This is a genomic window from Mucilaginibacter ximonensis (genome assembly GCF_042686265.1).
Classification (GTDB): domain Bacteria; phylum Bacteroidota; class Bacteroidia; order Sphingobacteriales; family Sphingobacteriaceae; genus Mucilaginibacter; species Mucilaginibacter ximonensis.
Map to the genome: position 1 here is coordinate 987058 of NZ_JBHUPD010000002.1, position 22451 is coordinate 1009508.

Consider the following 22451-nt stretch of genomic DNA (forward strand, 5'->3'; position numbering starts at 1 on the left):
AAAGGACTAAGCGATAAAGATTATCTCCATCGTTTAGTTTTTGGACAAATACAACAGAAGCTTTTTGGTCGCTGTTTTTATACCAACACCCTATTTTATCTTCCTTGATGCCACACCTTCATTGGTAATCTTAACCGGCAGGATATGACCGTTCTCGTCGAAATACATTTTATCAATACAAGTAACGCGATGGTTACCGTCATGATCGCCTAAGGGCCGGCGGTGATAAACAATATACCATTCGTCAGTTTTAGGGATATTGATCACCGAGTGGTGGCCCGCACCTGTTGCAATAGTCGGGTCTTGTTTTAAAATTACATCTATTCGCTCAAACGGGCCAGTCGGCGAGTCGCCTATGGCATAAGCCACGCGATAATTAGGGCCTGTCCAGCCGCCTTCGCTCCACATCAAATAATACTTGCCCTTACGTTTAAACATTACAGGGCCTTCAACGTAATCTTTCGGGGTGATAGATTTATAGGTTTCGCCGTCGGCAAAAGGCTCAACACCTGTAAAGTCTTTGTTTAACTTGGCGATATTACAATGGCGCCAGCCGCCGTAAACAATGTAGTACTGGCCGTCGTCATCTTTAAAAACAAACTGATCAATAGGCTGTGCCCCATTAACAAACTGGCCGATAAGCGGCTTACCTAAATAATCTTTAAAAGGACCTTCGGGTTTTTTTGCAACAGCAATGCCAATACCGCCAACCTCCTGGTTGTTCTGGATATCATTGGCGCCGAAGAAGATGTAATATTTGCCATCCTTTTCAGTAACAGCAGGCGCCCACATAGCTTTATGCGCCCATTTAACCGCAGCAGTATCTACCACATGGGGGTGTTTGGTCCAATGCACTAAATCTGTTGACGAAAAGGCATCCAAATAAACCTGATCTTCATACCTGGCCGAGTAGGTTGGGTAAACCCAATAAGTTTTACCAAAGATCTTTGCTTCAGGATCGGCATACCACCCCGGAAAAATCGGGTTGCCTGAGGTTACCTTAGCAGCGTTCTGCGCGAGGGTCGCACCTGCCGACAGCGCCACCAAAGCAGCTGCTAATTTTAAGGTTTTACTAATACTCATATTTATTGGCTATTGTTATTATTGGTTGGTTTTTTCTTTTTCCAGACGCGTTTTTTATTGCGGGTATGGTTGTCGCGTCTTTGCTCCGGTTTCTTCTCGTGTTTTACTTCGGTAATGCTCAGCAAATGCTCAGGCAATGGGTGCTGGGCTATCTTGCGCTCTATCAAAGACTCAATATTTTTGATCCTTCGCTCATCGCGATGATTAACAAAAGTGATTGCAGTGCCCGTGGTAGCAGCCCTGGCGGTACGGCCAATACGGTGCACATAGTCCTCAGCGTCGGCAGGCACATCATAATTAATCACCAGGTCAATCCCTTCCACATCAATACCACGCGATAGAGCATCAGTACCAATAATAATAGGCAGCTGTTTATTTTTAAAGCGAAGCAAAATCTCTTCGCGCTCCCGTTGCTCCAGATCAGAGTGGAAGGCCTCGGTCTTCAGCCCGATGGCTTTTAACTCCTTATAAAGCGATTTAACAATTTCCTTGCGCGAGGCAAAAATGATAGTACTTAAAAAATTGCCATCTTTCAATAAATGCTGCAACAGCGGTGTCTTTTGCGCATCATGCAGGCGATATACTTGCTGGTCTATCCCTTCGGCAGGTTTTGATATGGCGATGTTAATCTGCTCCGGATTATGCAAAACTTTGTTAGCCATCGTACGGATACGTGGCGGCATGGTAGCTGAGAAAAGCAGGGTTTGACGTTCTTTAGGCAGATAGCTCACAATGCGCATAATGTCGTCATAAAAACCCATGTCAAGCATACGGTCGGCTTCGTCAAGTATCAGGTAATCTACCTGATTAAGTTTTAATACCCCCGACGTCAAATGGGCAATTAAACGCCCCGGCGTGGCTATGATGATGTTGACGTTATTCTGTATCCCACGGCGCTGCTGTTCATAAACGTGCCCGTCGCCACCGCCAAATACGGCTATTGAGCTGATGCCGGTAAAATAAGCCAACCCTTCAACCTGCTGGTCGATCTGTTGTGCCAGCTCACGGGTTGGAGTAAGTATTAAGGTGCTGGTATGTTTTTTTTCTGAGCGCCCCACTTTTTCCAGTATCGGCAGTAAAAAGGCGGCGGTTTTGCCAGTGCCGGTTTGTGCGCAGGCTATCAGGTCCTTCCCCTGTAAAATAAGCGGGATGGCCATGCCCTGTATGGGTGTCGGGGTGCTATACCCCATGCTTGAAATGCCTTCGCTTAGCTCGTCGTTAAAGTTAAAATCGTTAAATGTCAATGCTGTGTATTTGCGGAACAAGATACGCAAATTGTTGTGTTAGTTAAAACACACAAATAACCACCTTGTCATTTTCGAGCGATAGCGGGAAAACTATATATAAGTTCGTACTTAAAATGCTAAGAATATGTATAGATCTCTCCCGCTGGTCGGGATGACAAATAGGTGAACGAATACGCTACGACTGTATATAACTCTTCAATTGCTCAATGGTATCTACATGCGAAAGGATGGTTTCGGTAACCACATCGCTCATGGAAATAATACCAACCAGTTCATTATAATTAAATACCGGCAAATAGCGTATCTTCCCTTCACTCATCACCTGCATGCAATGATCAACAGTGTTGTCGGGCAGCAGCCTGGGTAAACTCGTACTCATAATCTCGCCAACCGTTGTATGGTCAGACGAACGCCCTTCAAGAATTACCTTACGGGCATAATCTCTTTCAGTAAGTATACCGGCGTAAGCGTCATTTTCGGTCACCACGATCGAGCCGATATTGCGGTCGGCCATGATTCTTAAGGCGTCTAAAACTAAAGTAGCGGCATCAACAGTAACAACATTGGCTCCTTTGCGGGCAAGCATATCTGAAACTTTTCGCATAATAATTTAGGGTTGAGTGTGAACGGATTATATCAAATATAATCATTCAGAAATGAAAAAATCCTCGATATGAGGCATTTATATTAACATTTGTGAATTATGGGTGTGGATATAACCGTCTTGCCATTCTGAGCAAAGCGAAGAATCTTGTATGAGCGACTAGCAACTCGTATAAGATTCTTCGCTTTGCTCAGAATGACAACTCAATAAATGGGATTGGGAAAGAAATTAATTAGCCCGCTTAATCAAAAACTGTCTTTGATACTCCATGGGCGTCTGCCCCTTAACAGCCTTGAACTTCCGGTTAAAGTACGATACGTTATTAAAACCGGCATCCATGCTCACCTGCGATATACCCAGGTTGTTATGCTGTAGCAGTTTGCAGGCATAGCCAATACGCAGGTCGGTTAAAAACGCTGACAGTGTTTTACGGGTAAACTTTTTGAAATACCGGCAAAAAGCCGAAGGTGACAGGTACGCTATTGAAGCCACTTCATCCAAAGAGATATCGCGCCTAAAATTATCCAGTATATAATCATATACCTTACTCATACGCGTTGATTCTTCCATATTCAAACCATGCAAAAAGCCCGGGCTTGAAAGCAGCGAATAACCAGTAGCAACAGATAAAATATTCAGGATGTCGAGTAAACCAATCACCGTTTCGGTGGGGTTTTTGGTAACCAGTGAGCGCATTTTCTGAGCTATTACAGCTGTCGTCATCTCATCAAATACTATACCTTGCGATGAGCGTTGAAGCAAATCCTTGATCTGCTTAAAATGCTTGCGGTCAAAAAAGCCGGGGCCCAAAAAGTTTTCATGAAACTGGATGACGATCTGCTTGATAGATTCATCTTTACTCAGTCCGCGTGTATAAAAAGTATGGGGCAGGTCGGCACCGAACATACACAGATCGGGGCCGCTGAATTCTGTCACGCTGTCGCCCACCATGCGCTGGCCCGAGCCTTCCAGAATCAGAATGATCTCAAACTCTGGGTGAACATGGAACGGAAAATCGTTATACTTAAATTGCTCCTCCTTCACAACAAACAGGTTGTCGGGACTTACAATATTTTCGCGAAAAATTCTCATAGCTGCGGCGCCGTATTACGGATGCGGATTAAAGCTAGTGATTTTTTGGGGATAATGGGAAGGGGAATAAACAATGTTGTCATTCTGAGTAAAGCGAAGAATCTTATACGCCACGCATTAATCGCTTATATAAGATCCTTCGCTTTGCTCAGGATGACAAAAGAGAGAACAAACCCCTACTTCCCCTCCGGCATCCAAACCTGGTAGGTGGTGCTTGGTTTGCGATTACCCAGGCTGTAAAAAGGTATCGCGGTAAATTTAACCGGCTTGCCTTCTTTATTCACCGTCTCGCCGGTTATTATGTTCACCCCATTGAGTAAGTCGGGTTGGTAATTCATTGTCATTTTAACCTGAGGGTTCAGGGTATAGTCCTGCACGCCCGGGTTATCAATATTCTCAAAACCATACACTATGGGGCCGGCGGCAATCGCAATTTTGCCTTTAATGGTCTGCACCGAGTCGTTAACCGAAACTATGCGCGGTTGTACCGGCAGGCTCAGCTCAACCACATCACCTTTTTTCCAGGTGCGGTTTATGGTGGCGTAGCCTTTAGTTTGATTCAGTGCGATGAGCTTTCCGTTAACTTTAAGTGTCACGTTACCCTTTACGCCAGATGAGTAAAGGTCGAACGGGTTCTCTTTCTTTTCAGCCCAGCCCGGAATACGCACGTTCATCGTGAAAGTTGTTGTTTTGTCGGTAATCACTTCAACACGGTTGTTGCCTTTCCAAGGGTAAGCGGTAGTTTGTTTCAGGGTGATGTTGCTGCCGCTTAGTTTGATCTTGCCTTCGCTGCTGATGAAAAGGTTCACGTAAACATTGCCATCGTTACTATACCCGTAAATATACTGCGGCAGGGCCGATACCATTTTCAATATCATAGGCGGGCAGCAAGGGCAATCATGCCAGGCCCAGCGGTTATGGTCGGTAGCTATTAAAGGGTTCTCATAAAAATAATGGTCGCCGCTTAATGACACGCCCGACAACAGGTTATTATAAGCCACGCGTTCAAACTCGTCCATGTATTTACCGTCGGCCTCAAGCTCATTCATCTGCTCACTAAAAAAGCCTGAACCTATGGAGGCGCAGGTTTCCAGGTAAGCATGCTCAGGCAGAAAGTAATTCGGGCCAAAACGCTCGTCGTCGGCAATAGCGCCCTCGCCGCCGGTAATAAACATGCGCTTGCCCACCATGTTGTCCCAATAGCGATTAACGGTGGCAATATAAGCCGGGTCCTTAGTCTCCAGAGCCGTAGCCGTAACGCCACTGGCCAGCAAAGTAGCGCGCACTGCGTGGCCCTCAATGGTTTGTTGTTGTACTACCGGGATGGCATCCTGGTTATACGCGCCGTCGCTGGCGCGTTTGTAGGTGCCGTCGGCATTGCCGTGGTTACCACGGTCGTCAATCCAAAATTTGGCCAGGGTCAAATAATCCTGCTCATGTACCGGCACATCCATCTTGCTTTTTAGTTCCGGATGTTTTTTAAACAGCTGGTACAGACGCAGCTCTATTTCTTCCGGTCCGCCGTGGCCGGGCACCACATTATTTTTAGGCGCCGGGCCCATCACCTTAAACATATAATTGCTCAGCTTTACGCCAACGGCTAGTAACCTGGTTTTACCGGTGGCATTGTAGTAATGTATACCGGCATCAACCAGCATACCTGCATTATAAACGTCGTGCTGCCAGCGGTCTTGCCCGCCGTTCATGCCCCAGCGTTCGCTAGGACGGGTAAGGGTGGTATAAGTATTCAGGTAGCCATCTTTGTCGACAGCCTGCGCGGCGGCAATGCGGTCAATGTAGGCATCCAGTTTCTTTTCCAGTTTGGCGTCGGGGTATTCAGCCAGGATATCGGCCGCGCCGCGGATGGTTTCGTAAACAAGTCCGTCATACCAGGGCGGGCCATCATGCTGGTTAATATTGCTTTTGCCCTGCGCTACCAAGTCAAAGTTGCGAAAGGCATTGCGGGTGTGGCCTAGCTTTTCTTTCTCGGCCTTGATATCCGGGCGGTCGGGTTCGTACTTGCCTTCAAGCTTGTCCAGCACGTCGTATACTGTCACGGTGTTCCAAACCTTGATCTTGGGGCTCCAGAATGAATCATTTACCTTAACTGATTGCAGGGTTAAAGGCTTTATAGTATGCTGTTGCGCTACTCCTTGCTGCGCTGCAAATATCAGCTGACTTAAGGCTAGCGCTACTAATGGCTTTTTTATAGAGATCATTTATTGATTTACTATTAAACAGATGGTTTTTCAATACGCTTTTACGCAACGCTAAGTTGCGACTTTGGCCGATTCTGTTTTTGCACAATTTTGGCCTGTTTTTGTACGGAGTTGATTTGGTTAGATGAATTTTTCTTTAACTCGTCATTGCGAGGTACGAAGCAATCTCTACACTCAACGCTGGTCGAAGTTTTTAACTTCGACCTAAAATGCAGCAAGTTTTCAACTTGCGAGGCGCATAGTCATTGCAAGCAGTATGCTTGCGCCATGTTGGGACGAAGTTACGCTACGCTAAACTTCAACCAGTGAGAGGTCGTGCAAGGCGTAACTATCGCGCAGAGATTGCTTCGTACCTCGCAATGACGCGCGATGGAATGTTTCTAATTAAACTATTACTCCGCATTTGTCAAAATCGACCTAAAACAGGTCAAATGCGTTCAAGCATCATGCTAGGCAATAAAAGATTTTTGGGCGATATTTGATACAAGCCCTCAAACATAAAACCTTTACGTATGAACCCTTTTACCCGTATAGCCCTCAGTACAGCCAGCCTGGCGCTTTTTGCATTAACTGCAACTGCACAGCAGGCAAAAATCACTGTTGATGCCGCTAAAGTGCTCAACAAGATCCCGGCAAAAATGTACGGTTCATGTATTGAGGATGTTAACCATGAAATATACGGGGGCTTGTACGATCAACGCCTGTATGGCGAAAGTTTTGAGGAGCCTGCACCCGCAATTAGCTATCAGGGTTGGAAAACATTAGGAGGCCAATGGACCGCTGTCGATGGCGGCATAGAGGTAAAAGCCGGTGATGGTGATAAGCTAATCCGCGAGAACCCTATTGTGAAAAACGGCAGCATTGAGGCCGATATTAAATTTACAGGCCGTGGCGATAATGCTGGCTTTATTATGCGGGTTAGCCACGAGCAAAAAGGACTGGACGATTTTGATGGTTACGAGGTAAGCTTAAACCCGGACAGGCAAATTTTGGTACTAGGTAAACACGTTCATAATTTCAAATTATTGAAAGAAACCAAAGTTAGTTTTGACGAGGATGCTTGGACACATTTAAAGGTTGAGGCTTACGATGGTCAGCTCAGCATCTATCTGAATAATGAATCTAGTCCGGCGCTCACTTACACTGATACCGACAGACCATTGCTGACCGGTAAGATAGGTCTGCGTACGTTTCATTTAGGGGCGACATTTAAAAATGTGACCATCAAGCAAGGCGCCGAGACCATTAAAAGCGATTTTATAGGTAAACCTGTATTGCAGGTGAGCCAGGTTTGGGATGCGGTAGTCAGTCCAGCGGCGCAAGCTAATTTTGAGTTGGACAGGAATGATCCTTACAATAGCAAGCAGGCGCAAGTGGTTGAGTTTGTTGGCGGCACCGGCAAAGTGGGTATTGCTAACAAAGGATTGAACCGTTGGGGCATTGGTATTAAACAAGGTCAGAAATTTCAGGGTTCGGTATTCTTTAAGGCCAATGGCTTGAAAGGGCCGGTTACCATAGCCCTGCAAAACGCAGCGGGTACCAAAACCTGTGCTGCACAGCAAATTAAGGGCATAACATCGGCCTGGAAAAAATATCCGTTTACGCTGACTACTAATGCTACCGACCCCCATGCGCGCTTTTCGATTTCTATCGATAAAAAGGGAAAATTGACTATAGATCAGGCCACGCTGATGAGTACCGGCGCCTCGCAATTTGAGGGCCAGCCACTACGTGCCGATATTGCCCATAAAATGCAGGAAGAGGGCCTGAACTTTGTGCGCTACGGCGGTACCATGGTAAACGCCCCCGACTATAAATGGAAAAACATGGTTGGTCCGCGCGATAAGCGCCCGATATACGAGGGCCACTGGTACCCCTACACCAGCAACGGCTTCGGTATAGCCGAGTTTGTAGACTATTGCAATGCGGCAGGCTATGATCCGGCTTTTGCCATCAATGTCGAAGAAAAACCTGAGGATATTGCCGATATGCTGCAATACCTTACCGGCGGTGTAAATACCTCTTGGGGTAAGAAACGTGCCGAGGCCGGTCACCCGGCGCCTTATCGCTTAAAATACATTGAGCTGGGTAATGAGGAAGTAATTTGGGGCGACCTTAAAAACGACTACCAACACTACGCCGAGCGCTTTAATTTGCTGTACGACGTGATCCACAAAAACAATCCGGATATCAAGGTCATCTGCGCCGCCTGGTGGCGCCCACGCTCGCTGGATAACATGGAGCTGGTTTTTAAAGCGATTGACGGCCGCGCCGACTATTGGGACCTGCATACCGATGCCGACAATGCCGACGCTGGCACCAAGGTTGACCACGACCTGCAAAATATGAAAGACCTGTTTCTGAAATGGAACCCGAACACTAAAATGAAAGTCACCATTTTTGAAGAGAATGGCGGGCTGCATAACCTGCAACGCGCGCTGGGGCACGCCACAACCCTAAACGCGGTGCGTCGGCACGGCGATTTTGTGCTCACCTCATGCGCGGCCAACGGCCTGCAGGCACTAGGGCAAAACGACAATGGCTGGGACCAGGGTCAGATATTTTTTACACCATCGAAAGTGTGGGGCATGCCTCCGTTTTATGCTACACAAATGGCTGCTAAAAACCACGAACCATTACGCGTCGAAACCAATGTGGAGGGCGACCTCGACGTCACCGCCACCCGCGACGAGCAAGGCAACACCCTGGTGCTGCATGCGGTAAATACTAAAGGCAAAGCAGTGACAACTAAAGTCGATTTGAAGGGCTTCGCAGGTGCAGGTAAAGTTAAAGTATACACACTTAAAGGCGATTTAAAGGCGGAAAATACGCCTGAGCATCCAACGGCTATATCAACCAAAGAAACGATCATCCCGTGCAGCGGAAATTCATTGACATATACCTTCGCGGCAAACTCATATACTATTTTACGGTTTGAAAAATAGACCGCCGGCCAAATTCTCCTCTTGAGAGGGGGCATGGCGGGCGTGCGGCTGCAGGGGTGTGTTAAACGACCGAAAAGACACTCCCCCTCTATCCCTTCAAAAGGGAATTGCAAAATGCCGTCACCAGGGCTGTAACTATTCCGTTAGATAACCCACTGGCTGCGCCTAATGCGTATCTTGGCAGTCATCAATTATTTATCATCACTAAAATGAATAAAAAAATTCTTTGGTCGGCCGGGGTAATGGCTGCCATGCTTGGTTTGAGCGCATTTGTTGGTAGTAAAATGACTGGCGCAAAACCTGCCGAACTTAAATTACCTGCTGGTTTCTCCGCCACTATAGTTGCCGACTCACTGGGCGCATTGCGTCATATTGTAGTTACCGGCAAGGGCGATATTTATGCCAAACTGAACTCTACCCGTCGCAGCGGCGGCAAGGGTATTTATTTTCTGAGCGATGTAAACCACGACGGTCAATTGGATAAAAAGCTGGCCTTTGCCGATTATCCGGGCACCGGCATCAAGATCAAAGATCATTACCTGTACTCAACCTCAAATACCGGCGTGTTCCGCTATAAACTGAATGCTGATGACGAGATAATTTCTCCAGATCAGCCTGAAACTATTGTTAAGGGCCTGGTAGATCATCAGCGTGACAATTCAAAATCTATCGCGTTAGACGATCAGGATAACCTGTTTGTAACTATCGGTTCGTGGTCTGACGCCTGCCGTCAGCAAAACTCGGCCGAAGGTATGCCGGGCTGCCCGATATTAGACTCGGCTGCCGGGGTATGGAAATTTAAAGCCGATAAGCTGAATCAAAATTTCGGCGACGGCGTGCGGTACGCTACCGGCATCAAAAACGCGGTAGGTATCGACTATAACCCTGCTACCAAAAGCGTATTTGCCACGCAGCATGGACGTAGTTTTGACAAATTGTCTCCCGCATTTTTCACACCTGCAAAATGGACTGAATTACCAGGCGAAACCATTTATGAACTCCACCAGGGTACTGACGCGGGCTGGCCTTACGCTTATTACGACCAAGAACAGCAAAAGAAAATGGTATCACCTGAGTATGGCGGCGACGGCAAAACCCAAACCGACAAATACGCCAATCCGGCGGTTGCGTTCCCGGGTCACCTGGCGCCAAACGACCTGCTTTTTTATACCGGCAACATGTTTCCTAAACGGTACAAAAACGGAGCATTTGTGGCGTTGCATGGCCGTTCGGTTAACCCGGTACAAGGTTATTTAGTGGCGTTTATACCGATGGTTAATGGAAAGCTGTCATCAAACTGGGAGGTTTTTGCCGATAACTTCGCCGGCAGCGACCTGGCTCATCCGACAGGTCCGCTTAAATACCGCCCAATGGGTTTGGCGCAAGGCCCTGATGGCGCACTCTATGTAGCCGATGACTTGAAGGGTACTATTTTTAAGATTATTTATAAGCAATAAACCATCCACGACCTGTCATCCTGAGCATGGCGAAGGATCTTATACGCTTTGATAAGATTCTTCGCTACACTCAGAATGACAAATTCATTTAATCTTTTTTCCCGACTTCATATCCTTAATCAAATATTCCGGAAACCTGGCTTCAGGAGCGCCGTATTTGTTGCGCAGGTTTGATTGCCCGCCTACATCATTAGTCAGCGGGATATACATGCCTTTGGTGTCCTCCAAGGCTTGGAAAAGCTCCTTGTTCATCGATTTTACAGTGGCAGCGTATTTTGGGTCGCGTATCAGGTTTTTGGTCTCGAGCGGATCGGCCTGTATATCGTAAAGCTCGTCGGTATCCCAAATACCGTAATACCGTATATATTTAAATTGATCGTTCCGCAAGGCGTGCATGGCAGGTGTTTGCGGGAAAGACCGTTCCCAGTAATATTCATATAACAGGCCCTGGCGCCAGTTTTCCACCGTTTTACCTTCAAGCAATGGTAAATAGCTCATGCCGTCCATATATGCCGGAGCTTTCAATCCGGCAGCTTCAAGCAGGGTTGGGGCTACGTCGATATTAGCTACAACCTGTTTAACTACTGTCCCCGGTCTAATTAGTTCAGGGCAGTAAGCCAGCATCGGCACACGCATAGAAGCTTCGTAGGCGGTGCGCTTGTCAATTAAACCATGCTCGCCAAACTGGAAGCCGTTATCGCCCATATAAATAATGAGGGTAGATTCCAGCAGACCTTCCTTCTTCAAATAATCCATTACCTTACCTACCGATTCATCTACGCTATGCAAAGTTTCGGCATAGCGTTTATAGTACTCGCCAATGTTCAGATCGCTATGGTAAGGAAAATCGACACCGTGCCATGAGTTACGTTGGTTCTGTACCCACATTGGTGCGCCCTGTACATTTTTAGAGTCCATAGTAAAGGGGGGCTTAAATTCGTATTTAGCTGCGCGGCCTTTATCGCGGTCGGCCGGAATAAAGTCGGCATGTACCCCTTTATGAGCCAGGTAAAGCATGAAGGGGCGTTTTTTGTCGCGATGACTCAGAAAGTCGAGCGCGTAGTCGGTCAATTCATCGGTTATATAGCCTTTTTGGGCTATATGTTTGCCATTCAGGTTAAGCCCGTTCTTTGAGGGCAAATATGAGCCTTGCCCTTTAAATGATAACCAGTAATCAAATCCGCGCTTTGGCTCGTCGCTGTCGTTTCCGGCATGCCATTTACCCACCATAGCGGTTTGGTAGCCTGCTTTCTGCAAATACTGCGGGAAGAAAATCAGATCGGGCGATACCGGATGTTCGTTATCAATAACTTTATGTTTATGCGAGTATAAGCCTGTCAAAATTGACGCCCTTGATGGCGAGCAAAGCGAATTATTGACAAAAGCGTTGGGCAGGTAAGCGCCTTCGTGGGCTATGCGGTCGAGGCTAGGTGTTTCGATAAAATCTTGCGTATGCAAAAAACCTAAAGCGTCATAACGATGATCATCGGCCAAAATAAAAACAATATTGCGTGGCTTGGTATTGGGGATATGTATGAGTGTTAGTGACCCATCTGACTGACGCACAGGCGCGTTTTGCGCATTGGCACTAAAAATTACCGACAGGTAAAACATTGCAGCTATAAAGTGCCCTTTTTGCATAGTAATTATTTAATTAGGTTAATAAATTGACGGTTGTATATACAACAAATGAATACTAACCTACAAAAAATGATTTGTTTTGAACGAAATTTTCTACTTTGGTGGTCCATGGAATTTTAATTCTTGACCACATTTTTATAAACCTGCTGTATGAAATTTAAAGATAAAGTTGCCATTGTTACTGGCGCCGGGCAAGGCATTGGTTTTGAAGTTTGCCGCCAACTGGTGGCTGAGGGGGCTATAGTGTTGTTAAATGATGTTGATGCCGACCTGGCTAACGCTGCAGCTCAAAAAATTAATTCGGCCGGTTCAAAAAGCTGCATAGCCTTTGCCGGCGATTCCAGCAACATCAATTTTATTAACCATATGGTTGATACTGCAATAGCAGATTATCAGCGCCTGGATATAGTCGTAGCTAATGCCGGTATCACACTATATGGCGATTTCTTTACCTATTCGCCCGAGTCATTCTATAAAGTATTACAAGTTAACCTGGGTGGCACATTCTTCTTGGCACAAGCGGCAGCAAACAAAATGAAGCTGCAAGCAAATGGCGGGTCCATATTATTTACATCATCAGTAGTTGGGCATCAGGCCTTGAAAGACCTGGCTTGTTATGCCATGACCAAAGCAGCTTTAGAAATGCTGGCTAAAAACCTGGTTATTGAGCTTTCGCAGTATAAAATAAATGTAAACACCGTTGCCCCCGGCGCTACGCTTACAGAACGCACCATGCTAGAAGCTGACTACGAAAGGGTTTGGTCTGAAATTACCCCGATGGGCCGGCCGTCTTATGTAAGCGATATTGCTCATGCAGTATTGTTTCTGGTGTCTGAAGAAGCCAGGCAGATTACCGGGCAAAGCCTTGTGATAGACGGTGGCTGGTCGGCCATAAGCACTTTGCCTGTCGGCATTAAGTAATTTGTTTTGCAGCTTTTTTACGGTTGCTTAGCCACAAGTCAACAGACCCGGCGCCGGCTCCCGATAAGATTAATGATATTAAACCCGCTATATACAGCAGGTTGATCTCATAACCCGGCGGACCAAATTTAGGCCCCTGCGCGGTCAAGCCGATAGTGTTTACAGAGCTAAATCCAAATTTATAGCTTATGGTTACTATGGCTACTACCATAGTTAAAATTAGTGGAATGCTTACTATGGTTACCAAAGTGCCGGTAAATATTGCTAAACCGCCAATTAATTCAACAAATGGCACTAGCCAGGCGCTTATATGCGGAAAAGGGACGTGGGTTAGTGTCAATAACTTTTCAAGGCCGGCCGGCCCTCTGCTTAGCTTTACCCAACCATGAGCCATAAAACCGTAACCAATAATAAGGCGTAGCAAAAGCGGTGCGTAGTGTTGATATCGTTTTGTCATACCGCTTTGACGGGCTATTTCAAAATTCCTTACACGTTGCTTTTGATAAAGTGGTTTGATTTGCCGCTAAGAATGCAATTTTTCCGTTACAAACTACATTATTCGTCATATCATCAGCAACTTTGGGGTTAGAAACACGTTAACGCAACATGCCCCATAAAATTAAATACCTGATGTTTTTAGCCCTGCTTATGTTTGTGGCTAAGCCATTTGTAGGGTTTAGTTTACGGTATGAACATTATTTCAGGGTATTGCATCATCGCAAGCCAAATATCCTGGTAAAATCATTTGCCAAACGGAAACTTGAGGTGTCTGAAGACAGCGAATTCAGTATGGTCACCATAGCCAAAAAACTGGCAACCCCGGTGTTACCAACAATCATGTTACTGGCTTGCGCCCTGAATATCTTTTTATCCAGTCGTTTCCGACAGTCAAAAACGCTTACCTATAGCGACCTTGCGGCAATTACCTGTAGTTTACATCCGCCGCAACCACTCTACTTGCTTGGCGGCAAATTGACTATCTGATTTCCTTTTTTTCTGATTACTCACATTTAGCATGAATGCCGGCAGGCATGGTCATGCCCGATTATATCATTTTTAATTTTTTTTTAAACTATTAATAATGCACTATCTAAAATATAAGTGCATGCTGATATTGTGCTTTTTTACAATATCTGTGTATGCACAGCAACCCGCTCCCCTGAGTTTAAAGGTGTTGCTAAATACCGTTGACCAAAAAGCACCTGCGTTACTGGCCGACTCGGCAGCCATCAGTATTAAACTGGCGCAAGCCAACGAGGTACGCAATAACTGGCTGCCAAACTTTAAGTTAAATTACCAGGCCGATGTAGGTACCAATAACAATGTAGCCGGCGGTTATTTTGGCTTTGGTATTGTACCATCCAACTCAAGCGGCGTTAGGGCGCAAAATAACACCAGCTCAGCCCTAACCAATCTGGGCATCGCATCGTTTGATTGGGAGGCCTATAACTTTGGCGCATATGCTGCTCAAAATCGAGTGGCTAACTCTGATGTAGCTGTTGAAAGAAATAACTTTCAAAACTCCAGATATCGCCTGCAGGCATATGCTATTGGCGGCTATTTGGAATTGATGCGGTTGCAGGATTTTCTGGCGATACAAGCCCGTACCATTCAGCGTGACGACCAGATCAGAAAATCCATCCAGTCGTTAGCCAAAAGTGGCATACGCCCCGGTGTTGATACCAGTATTGCCGAGGCCGAACTATCAAAAGCCAGGCTGAATTATATTGAGCTGGACAACCGGTTTAAACAGGTTCAGTTACAGCTTTCGGCCATTAGCGGTATACCGTCACAGGCTATTGTTCCCGACACTTTAATGGGCGATAAACTAAGCGACAATATAGGAGCGCCTGCGCTCATCAACGCCGACACCGCCAATCATCCTTACATTAACTATTACAAATCAGTAGTACAAAACAGCCTGCAACGCGAGGATCTGGTGCGCAAGCAATACAATCCAAAAATCCTTTTAGAGGCTGCCGGCTGGGGCCGGGGTTCAAGTATAGAGAATGATAAATTTGGGCCGCTATCCAACGGCTGGGGTTTTGACCGTAATAACTACCTGGTAGGTGTGGGTGTGTCTTATAACTTGTTTGATCTGCGCCGTAAACAGCTTAAACTTCGTACGCAGAAAACAGTAACCGACTATGCCTCAAAACAGCTTAACGAGCAAAAATCGTTACTCGAGCTAAGCATTAACCAGGCCAATGTTGAACTGAATACTGCCAGACAGCGCCTACAGGAAATTCCTGACCAATTGAAAGCGGCTACCGCAGGCTATCGTCAAAAACTATCGCTTTATAAGAGCGGGTTAACAGACATTATTGAGTTGAACGCTGCGGTAAACATCCTGTACCGTGCCGAAACCGATTATGCACAGGCCCGATACGCTTATACCAGCGCATTGTTTCAAAAAGCTATCACCGGTAATCAACTACCATCAGTTTTAAACCTTTTAAATTAATTTAACTATGTCAATGGTCTCAACAGCGCTTAAAAGGCCAATAACGGTAGTAGTAATTACCTTAAGCCTTTTAATATTTGCCGTTTTAAGCGCTCTTAATATCCCTATAGATATTTTCCCACAGCTAAACCTGCCTACCATTTATGTAATAGAATCGTACGGCGGTATGTCGCCGCAGCAAATGGAGGGTTTCTTTTCTACCCGTTTGCAAGATCAGTTTTTGTATGTAAATGGTATCAAAAGCATAACTACTAAAAACATCCAGGGGCTAACCATGCTCAAGATCAGTTTTTATGAAAGTACAGACATGGCCGAAGCCCAGGCGCAGGTAGCGTTGCAGGTAAACCGCGCCATGAAGTTTTTCCCGCCGGGAGCTTTGCCTCCGCAGGTAGTGCGTTATGATGCGTCCTCATTGCCTGTAGGACAATTAGTACTTTCTGCCCCAAAACGTAGCTTAAAAGAGATTTATGACCTGGCAGCAACCCGTATCAGGCCTATGTTTGCCACTGTACCGGGGCTGTCGGCGCCACCACCATTTGGTGCAAACTCCAGATCAATAACCGTAAACGTAGACCCGGCCAAGTTAAGAAGTTATGATTTAACACCTGATGAAGTAGTTGAAGCGCTGGCAAAATTCAACGCCATGTCGCCATCGGGTAACTTGCGTATAGATAATACGATGTTTACTACTACCATTAACTCGCTGGTACAAAAAGCCGACGAGTTTGGCGATATCCCCATTAAAACTAAAAATGGGGTGTCTGTATTTGTTAAAGACGTTGCCCGGGTAGCCGATGCGTCAGATATCACCGTCGATTACGCCCTGATTAACGGTAAACGTTCCGTGTACATCCCGGTAGTTAAAACTGCTGATGCTTCTACCTGGGCCGTGGTACAGGGTTTAAAAAGCAAGCTTGCCGAAATGCAAAGCTTATTACCTGATGATGTAAAGGTATCGTACGAGTTTGACCAATCTATAGCGGTAATTAACGCCGTAAAAAGTTTGATGACCGAGGGCGGCTTAGGCGCTTTGCTTACGGGTTTAATGGTGCTATTATTTTTGCGCGATTTGCGCAGCAGCTTAATTGTGGTGATTACTATCCCCGTGTCTATTTTATTGGGGGTGATGTTATTAAAAGCTTTTGGGCAAACCATCAACATCATGACATTGAGCGGGTTGGCCCTCGCTATCGGTATCCTGGTCGACCAGGCGACGGTCACGATTGAAAATATTCATCAGCATCTGGAAATGGGAAAGTCTAAAAAGCTGGCCATTTATGACGCCTGCGAGGAAATATCGTTTCCGTTGTTATTGATCTTACTGTGTATCCTGGCTGTATTTGCGCCTTCATTCCTCATGACCGGGGTGCCCAAAGCCATGTTCCTGCCTTTGTCATTATCTATCGGTTTAACCATGATCGTGTCGTACTTTCTGGCACAAACACTGGTGCCTATATTGAGTAACTGGATGATCAAGGCCGAACGCTACCAGCATTATGAACACGGCAAATTGCATGCGCACGCCGGCGAATCATTAGACCGGCCGGAGCATGATCAGGTTAATCATCACATGCAACAAGAAGAAGATGAACCTGAAAAGAATGACTTCTTCGAGCGTATAAAAATGCGTTTCAGGCGCATTATCACGCGTTGGATGCCGCGAAAGAAGTTAATTATTCCAATTTACTTAGTTGGCGTTGTGTTGCTGGCAGGTATAGGGTTTGCCATTATTGGCAAGGACATGATGCCTAAGTTAAATAACGGGCAGTTCCTTATCCGTATCAAGGCGCCCGATGGTACCCGTTTAGAACGTACCGAAGATAAGTTTAAAGAGGTGCTAAACATCATTGACCGCACGGTTGATCATCATATCGAAATCAGCTCGGGCTATGTTGGCATTATACCAAGCAGCTACGGCAGCAGTAACTTATACATTTTTAATACAGGCACCCATGAGGCGGTATTACAGGTTAAGTTAGATGATAGTTACCATGTCAACATGGACGAGCTGAAAGATGCGCTGCGCAAAAACATCGCTCATGAAATGCCCGACTTGCGCATCACCTTTGAGCCTATTGATATGACTGAAAAGATCATGAGCCAGGGCGCTGCCACACCTATTGAAATACGGGTTGCAGGAAAAAACATGCAGCAGATTGAAGATTATGCTAACCGCGCCGTAGCAGGTCTTAAAAAAATAAGCTACCTGCGCGATGTGCAAATTACCCAACCTTTGCGCATACCGGTTATTGCCGTGAAATTAGACAGAGAGAAAGTCTCGCAATTTGGGCTCAATGTAACTGATATAGCCCGATCTGTAACAGCCAGCACATCATCCAGCCGTTTCACCGAAAAAAATCAATGGCTTGATGAGGATAAGCAATATACCTACCAGGTGCAGGTGCAAATACCCGAATACACCATGAATACCATGGACGAGCTTAAGGAAATACCACTACTTAAAGGCCAAAGCACGCCAACCCTGGCCGACGTAGCCACCTTTACCACCACCTATGCTCCCGGCGAGTATGACCGCAGCGGCCCGCGACGTTTCCTGACGGTTAGTGCAAATATTTACAAAAAGGATTTGGGTACCGCAACCGCCGACGTACAGAAAGTAATGAAAAGCCTGGGCACCCCGCCAAAGGGCCTGGTTGCCGAGCTGAAAGGCATGAGCACTTTGTTAACCGAAACTATGAGCAGTCTGCAAAGCGGCTTAGGTTTCGCGGTATTGGTGATCTTCTTGTTACTTGCGGCTAATTACCAGTCGTTTAAATTATCGCTTACAGTTTTGTCGACGGTGCCGGCGGTAATTTTGGGCTCGTTATTGATGTTATTAGCCACCGGGTCAACACTTAACCTTCAATCGTATATGGGCATGATCATGTCCACTGGGGTATCAGTCGCTAATGCGATATTGATTGTTACCAACGCCGAGAAGCTCAGGTTAGATTACAGAGACTCTACCCGCGCCGCTATTACCAGCGCCGCTATAAGGCTAAGGCCCATTTTGATGACCAGTATGGCTATGATTGCCGGTATGATCCCGATGGCCTCAGGCTTGGGCGAGGCCGGTGAACAGTCTGCGCCGCTGGGTCGGGCGGTAATTGGAGGTTTGTTCGCTTCAACCCTGGCAGCCTTATTTATCCTACCGATGGTATTTGCCTGGATACAGGAGAAAACCACTTATGAGTCGCCTGACCTGATGCCGGCAGACGAAGAACAAACAAAAATTCTTGAACCCTCAACTATTTAAAAACACATGAAAAGTAAATTAATCATATTAAGCCTATTCAGCTGTTTTTTGGCGGCGTGCGGCGGCAATGAAAAACCGGTGGACCTAACCGACAAACAAACCACTAAAGAACAAAAAGCCGACCTGGCTATAGTGACCGAAAAGGCGCTCTCAAGCGCGGCACGCCTGCCGGGCCAGCTGGCGCCATTTAATGAGGTTAACATTTTTCCTAAAGTAAACGGCTTTGTAAAAGAAATTTTTGTCGACCGCGGGTCCGAAGTTAGCAAGGGCCAATTGCTGTTAGTGCTGGAAGCGCCGGAAATGGAATCGCAATTGCAGGCAGCCAATTCACGCTACTTGCAGGCCCAGGAAACGGCTACTGCTACTAAAGAAAAGTACAATCGTTTAAAACAAGCGGCATCAGAGCCGGGCTCGGTGTCGCCGCTTGAGCTGGATAATGCCGCTGCCCGCATGCGTGCCGACAATGCCATTGCGCAAGCAGAAAAATCAAACGTACAGTCGGTAAAAACCATGCAGGGTTACTTAAGAGTATACGCGCCTTTTAACGGTACTATAACGCAGCGTAATGTTTCGCCGGGGGCATTGGTGGCACCGGGCAAATCAACCGACCAGCCTATGCTGATTCTTCAGGATACCCACAAAATGCGTCTGGAAGTAGCCATACCTGAGGATTATGTTGACAAGGTAGATCTGAAACAAAAAGTTTCTTTCACCTTTAATGCCATGCCGGGCGTTACGCATTCGGCTAAAATCAGCCGCTCGGCAAATAGTTTGAATGATATGCGTTCAGAAGCAATCGAGATAGATGTAACCAATGATCACGGCCAGCTAAAGCCAGGTATGTATGCCGAAGTTAAAATCCCGATGCTCTCCGGCGCTAAATCGCTGCTGGTGCCAACCAGCGCGATAATCCGCTCAACCGAGCGCCGTTATGTAGTTACCGTTGTTGACGGCAAAGCTAAACTTATTGATGTAAAAGAAGGTCTCGTAGGAAAAGATGAGACCGAAGTGTTCGGCGATTTAAAGCCGGGCGATAAAGTTCTCAACAATGCCAATGATGAGGTGAAGGATGGCGATGCCATCCGGTAATTGTTGGCCGCCCGCGTGGTACCGGGCGGCTTTTTTATCTTAATTTTTGATGATAAAAAGGAAGGTGTCAAACTGAGCTCTTCGACAAGCTCAGCGTGACACCTCTTTTTTAAATGCCAAACAAAACCACACCAAACATGCTTTTTACAAGGAACTGATTTTTATAGCCCTTTTATATGCGCATTATAGGTATCTGTTATTTATTCATTATGGCCGCTGTTTCTTGCGAACACCCTCACAAGTCGGCCAACACCCCTGCAGATCTTGCCCCAAAACCTATGCACAAGAACATATCACCGACATTAACACCGGCAAAACTACGCCCGACGAACTGGTAACTTTCGCCTGTTCGCTAGAGGGCATACCCTATCTCTATGGCTCGTCTGACCCTAAAAAGGGTTTTGACTGTTCGGGCTTTGTCACTTATGTATTCAACCATTTTAATATTGCGGTGCCACGCACGTCGGTCGACTTTACCCCTGTAAATCACCCCATTGACATCAAAGATGCAAAACGGGGCGACCTGATTCTGTTCACCGGAACCGACAGCACTGAGAAAGTTGTAGGCCACATGGGCATTATATCCTCTTTGCCGGGCGAAAAATTAAAATTTATCCACTCTACATCCGGCAAAGCGTACGGCGTTGTCGAGACATCATACTATGATTCTTATTATAGCACACGTTATGTAAAAACTATCCGCGTTTTTAAGCAGAATGATGACGGCCGGTAGGTGGAATTATCGAATTTGTCATGTTGAGCATAGCGAAACATCTTATGCGCTTTGCAAGTCACTAAGTTCTAGATCACCAACTTCTAATTATGCCTCATCCATCAGCGCCTGAAACCGTTCCACAAACAAGCCCACATGGTAGCCATCGGCCAGTCCATGATGTACATGTACAGAAACCGGCATCGTCTTTTTGCCATGTACGGTTTTTATTTTGCCGAACGATATTTTAGGGCAGCTATCCGGGAAACCAAAAGCACGGGCATGCGATATCGAAGAAAAATCTAACCATGGCAGCGCCGAAAAATGAATATCATTCGCTCCCTCTGCTGAAGGGATTAAACCAGTTGAGCGGCTTGTTTTTTCCATTTCGGCTTTGGCTTGTGCAATAAATTGCTGTTCGTCTTCAAAATAATTGAAATAAGCAAATCCAAAAGTTTCGTCGGGGCGGTTAACGGTTGTAGCCACATTTACCTGATCATACAAATATACTTCGCCTTTGATAATGCGGTATCTAAAGTTCTCGACCTCGTTAGCAGCTTTTAAGGCGCGGTACAAATAATACAAAAAGAACGACTGACTTTTGGTCTTGGCGTTTTTATAACCTTGCGTACAATCGATCGAGATTACCGCACCCCAAAACGGTTCTTCAAATTTTGAGAAAAGGTTAAAATGGTCTTTACGGTTCCAGGCGTTTAAATTGATAAGTTTTTTCATCGGTATTTTTTAGCTTTCGCAGACAAAATGCTTAGCAACCATCAATCGTTTTTGGAATATATCAGGCGAGCCAGACTAATACTTGTGCTCAAAAGCGGCTATCCAGTTACTTAAGGCCGGGTCGGTACTTTTGGTGTTTATCATCTTCACTAACAGCGGCACATTACCACTTTGAGCCAGTTTATAAAAATAGTCGGCATAAAAAGTATCAAAAAAGTTTTTACTACTTTTTGCAGCCGACAATTGCCCTACCTGGGTAAAAATAGTTTTAAGCTGATATTCCAGCAACGCATCGCCGCTTAGTTTTTTTGCTCTGCCTGATGTTATACTGGCTGTTATAATAGCGTTTAATTTGGCGTTCTCTTTAACATCGGCAGCAGTAAGTTTGTTCGCCGCGCCATCGGCTTTTAAAACGCCGCCTTTCAGTATGCTTTTCATGTTGGTGACTGCTTCATCACTTTTGTCGCTATTAGGATCAAGCAGCAAGAAATTACAAAAGGCCAGTAACGCGTTAGCACGTTTATTTTGGTGAAAAGTTACCAGTCCGTACAAACGCTGACTGTTGGCATGTTTTGGATCGATCTTGATAGCTTCGATTGCTGAAAGCTCGGCCTGCGCATATTGTTTGTCGCGAAAATAAGCTATCCCCAGGTTAAAATTAAGGTTTTGATCTTGCGGAAAAGCTTTCAAGCCCTCTTTATAGGTTGCTATAGCTTTTTGCGGTTCATTACTTTTATCATAAATGCTTCCCAACAAACTATAGGCAGCATTAGTGTAATTTGAATTAGTTTTGATAACCTTTTGCAAATAAGGAATACCATCGACGCCTTTGTTATTATTTACCAGCTCCAGGGCGGCTTTATAATTAACTGCCGGGTCATCCGATTGGGCAAATGATCCGTTTGTAAAAAATAAACTAAAAGCAGCAATAAGCAGTAAGCAAGTGGTTTTCATAGGTGTTTATCCTCTTATTTATTAACGGGCAG

General features: G+C 45.9%; 17 protein-coding genes. 8 read left to right on the forward strand and 9 right to left on the reverse strand.

What is annotated here, in order from left to right; all coding sequences use genetic code 11:
* Window positions 1–90: 90 nt before the first annotated feature.
* The 5 genes from ACFS5N_RS11980 to ACFS5N_RS12000 form a co-directional block, all read right to left on the reverse strand.
* Window positions 91–1083, reverse strand: a complete 993-nt coding sequence (locus ACFS5N_RS11980; protein ID WP_377185678.1) for a glycoside hydrolase family 43 protein — start codon at window positions 1081–1083, stop codon at window positions 91–93.
* Between the two features lie 2 nt (window positions 1084–1085).
* Window positions 1086–2327, reverse strand: a complete 1242-nt coding sequence (locus ACFS5N_RS11985; RefSeq protein ID WP_377186546.1) for a DEAD/DEAH box helicase — start codon at window positions 2325–2327, stop codon at window positions 1086–1088.
* A 178-nt stretch (window positions 2328–2505) separates the two neighbouring features.
* Window positions 2506–2934: a CBS domain-containing protein gene (locus tag ACFS5N_RS11990; protein WP_377185680.1), complete on the reverse strand. Its 429-nt coding sequence runs from the start codon at window positions 2932–2934 to the stop codon at window positions 2506–2508.
* 228 nt (window positions 2935–3162) lie between these two features.
* A complete protein-coding gene (locus ACFS5N_RS11995) occupies window positions 3163–4026 on the reverse strand; it encodes an AraC family transcriptional regulator (RefSeq protein WP_377185682.1) in 864 nt (287 codons plus the stop codon).
* A gap of 176 nt (window positions 4027–4202) precedes the next feature.
* Window positions 4203–6245 (reverse strand): glycoside hydrolase family 127 protein, encoded by a 2043-nt coding sequence (locus ACFS5N_RS12000; RefSeq protein WP_377185684.1) that lies wholly within the window; start codon window positions 6243–6245, stop codon window positions 4203–4205.
* A gap of 512 nt (window positions 6246–6757) precedes the next feature.
* On the opposite strand from ACFS5N_RS12000, the gene ACFS5N_RS12005 reads away from it, so the two are divergent.
* The gene (locus ACFS5N_RS12005; protein ID WP_377185686.1) at window positions 6758–9190 is read left to right on the forward strand and encodes an alpha-L-arabinofuranosidase C-terminal domain-containing protein; all 2433 of its coding nucleotides are present in this window, start codon (window positions 6758–6760) and stop codon (window positions 9188–9190) included.
* 209 nt (window positions 9191–9399) lie between these two features.
* A complete protein-coding gene (locus ACFS5N_RS12010; protein WP_377185688.1) occupies window positions 9400–10647 on the forward strand; it encodes a PQQ-dependent sugar dehydrogenase in 1248 nt (415 codons plus the stop codon).
* A gap of 84 nt (window positions 10648–10731) precedes the next feature.
* Here ACFS5N_RS12010 and ACFS5N_RS12015 read toward each other — a convergent pair whose 3' ends face one another.
* On the reverse strand, window positions 10732–12288 hold the full coding sequence (locus ACFS5N_RS12015; protein ID WP_377185690.1) for a sulfatase family protein: 1557 nt from the start codon (window positions 12286–12288) through the stop codon (window positions 10732–10734).
* A gap of 150 nt (window positions 12289–12438) precedes the next feature.
* Between ACFS5N_RS12015 and ACFS5N_RS12020 the strand changes: the two genes are divergently transcribed.
* A complete protein-coding gene (locus ACFS5N_RS12020; protein WP_377185692.1) occupies window positions 12439–13209 on the forward strand; it encodes an SDR family NAD(P)-dependent oxidoreductase in 771 nt (256 codons plus the stop codon).
* Here the strand turns inward: ACFS5N_RS12020 and ACFS5N_RS12025 are convergent.
* On the reverse strand, window positions 13202–13666 hold the full coding sequence (locus ACFS5N_RS12025) for a DoxX family protein (RefSeq protein ID WP_377185694.1): 465 nt from the start codon (window positions 13664–13666) through the stop codon (window positions 13202–13204). The two genes, ACFS5N_RS12020 and ACFS5N_RS12025, sit on opposite strands and share 8 nt — an antisense overlap.
* A gap of 149 nt (window positions 13667–13815) precedes the next feature.
* Between ACFS5N_RS12025 and ACFS5N_RS12030 the strand changes: the two genes are divergently transcribed.
* The 5 genes from ACFS5N_RS12030 to ACFS5N_RS12050 all read left to right on the forward strand — a co-directional run bounded on the left by ACFS5N_RS12030 (window position 13816) and on the right by ACFS5N_RS12050 (window position 20751).
* Window positions 13816–14193 (forward strand): hypothetical protein, encoded by a 378-nt coding sequence (locus tag ACFS5N_RS12030; RefSeq protein ID WP_377185696.1) that lies wholly within the window; start codon window positions 13816–13818, stop codon window positions 14191–14193.
* A gap of 97 nt (window positions 14194–14290) precedes the next feature.
* Window positions 14291–15673 carry a TolC family protein gene (locus ACFS5N_RS12035; RefSeq protein WP_377185698.1) on the forward strand — a complete coding sequence of 461 codons (1383 nt, stop codon included), beginning with the start codon at window positions 14291–14293 and terminating at the stop codon, window positions 15671–15673.
* A 7-nt stretch (window positions 15674–15680) separates the two neighbouring features.
* Entirely contained in the window at window positions 15681–18929 is a 3249-nt protein-coding gene (locus ACFS5N_RS12040; RefSeq protein ID WP_377185700.1) for an efflux RND transporter permease subunit, read from the forward strand.
* Window positions 18930–18935: 6 nt separating this feature from the next.
* Window positions 18936–20018, forward strand: coding sequence for an efflux RND transporter periplasmic adaptor subunit (locus tag ACFS5N_RS12045; protein WP_377185702.1), 1083 nt, complete (start codon window positions 18936–18938; stop codon window positions 20016–20018).
* Window positions 20019–20241: 223 nt separating this feature from the next.
* Complete coding sequence (locus tag ACFS5N_RS12050; protein WP_377185705.1) at window positions 20242–20751, forward strand: C40 family peptidase; 510 nt, start codon at window positions 20242–20244, stop codon at window positions 20749–20751.
* An 87-nt stretch (window positions 20752–20838) separates the two neighbouring features.
* Here the strand turns inward: ACFS5N_RS12050 and ACFS5N_RS12055 are convergent, their stop codons facing one another.
* Entirely contained in the window at window positions 20839–21465 is a 627-nt protein-coding gene (locus ACFS5N_RS12055; protein WP_377185707.1) for a CatA-like O-acetyltransferase, read from the reverse strand.
* Window positions 21466–21540: 75 nt separating this feature from the next.
* A complete protein-coding gene (locus ACFS5N_RS12060; RefSeq protein WP_377185709.1) occupies window positions 21541–22419 on the reverse strand; it encodes a tetratricopeptide repeat protein in 879 nt (292 codons plus the stop codon).
* Window positions 22420–22451 lie beyond the last annotated feature (32 nt).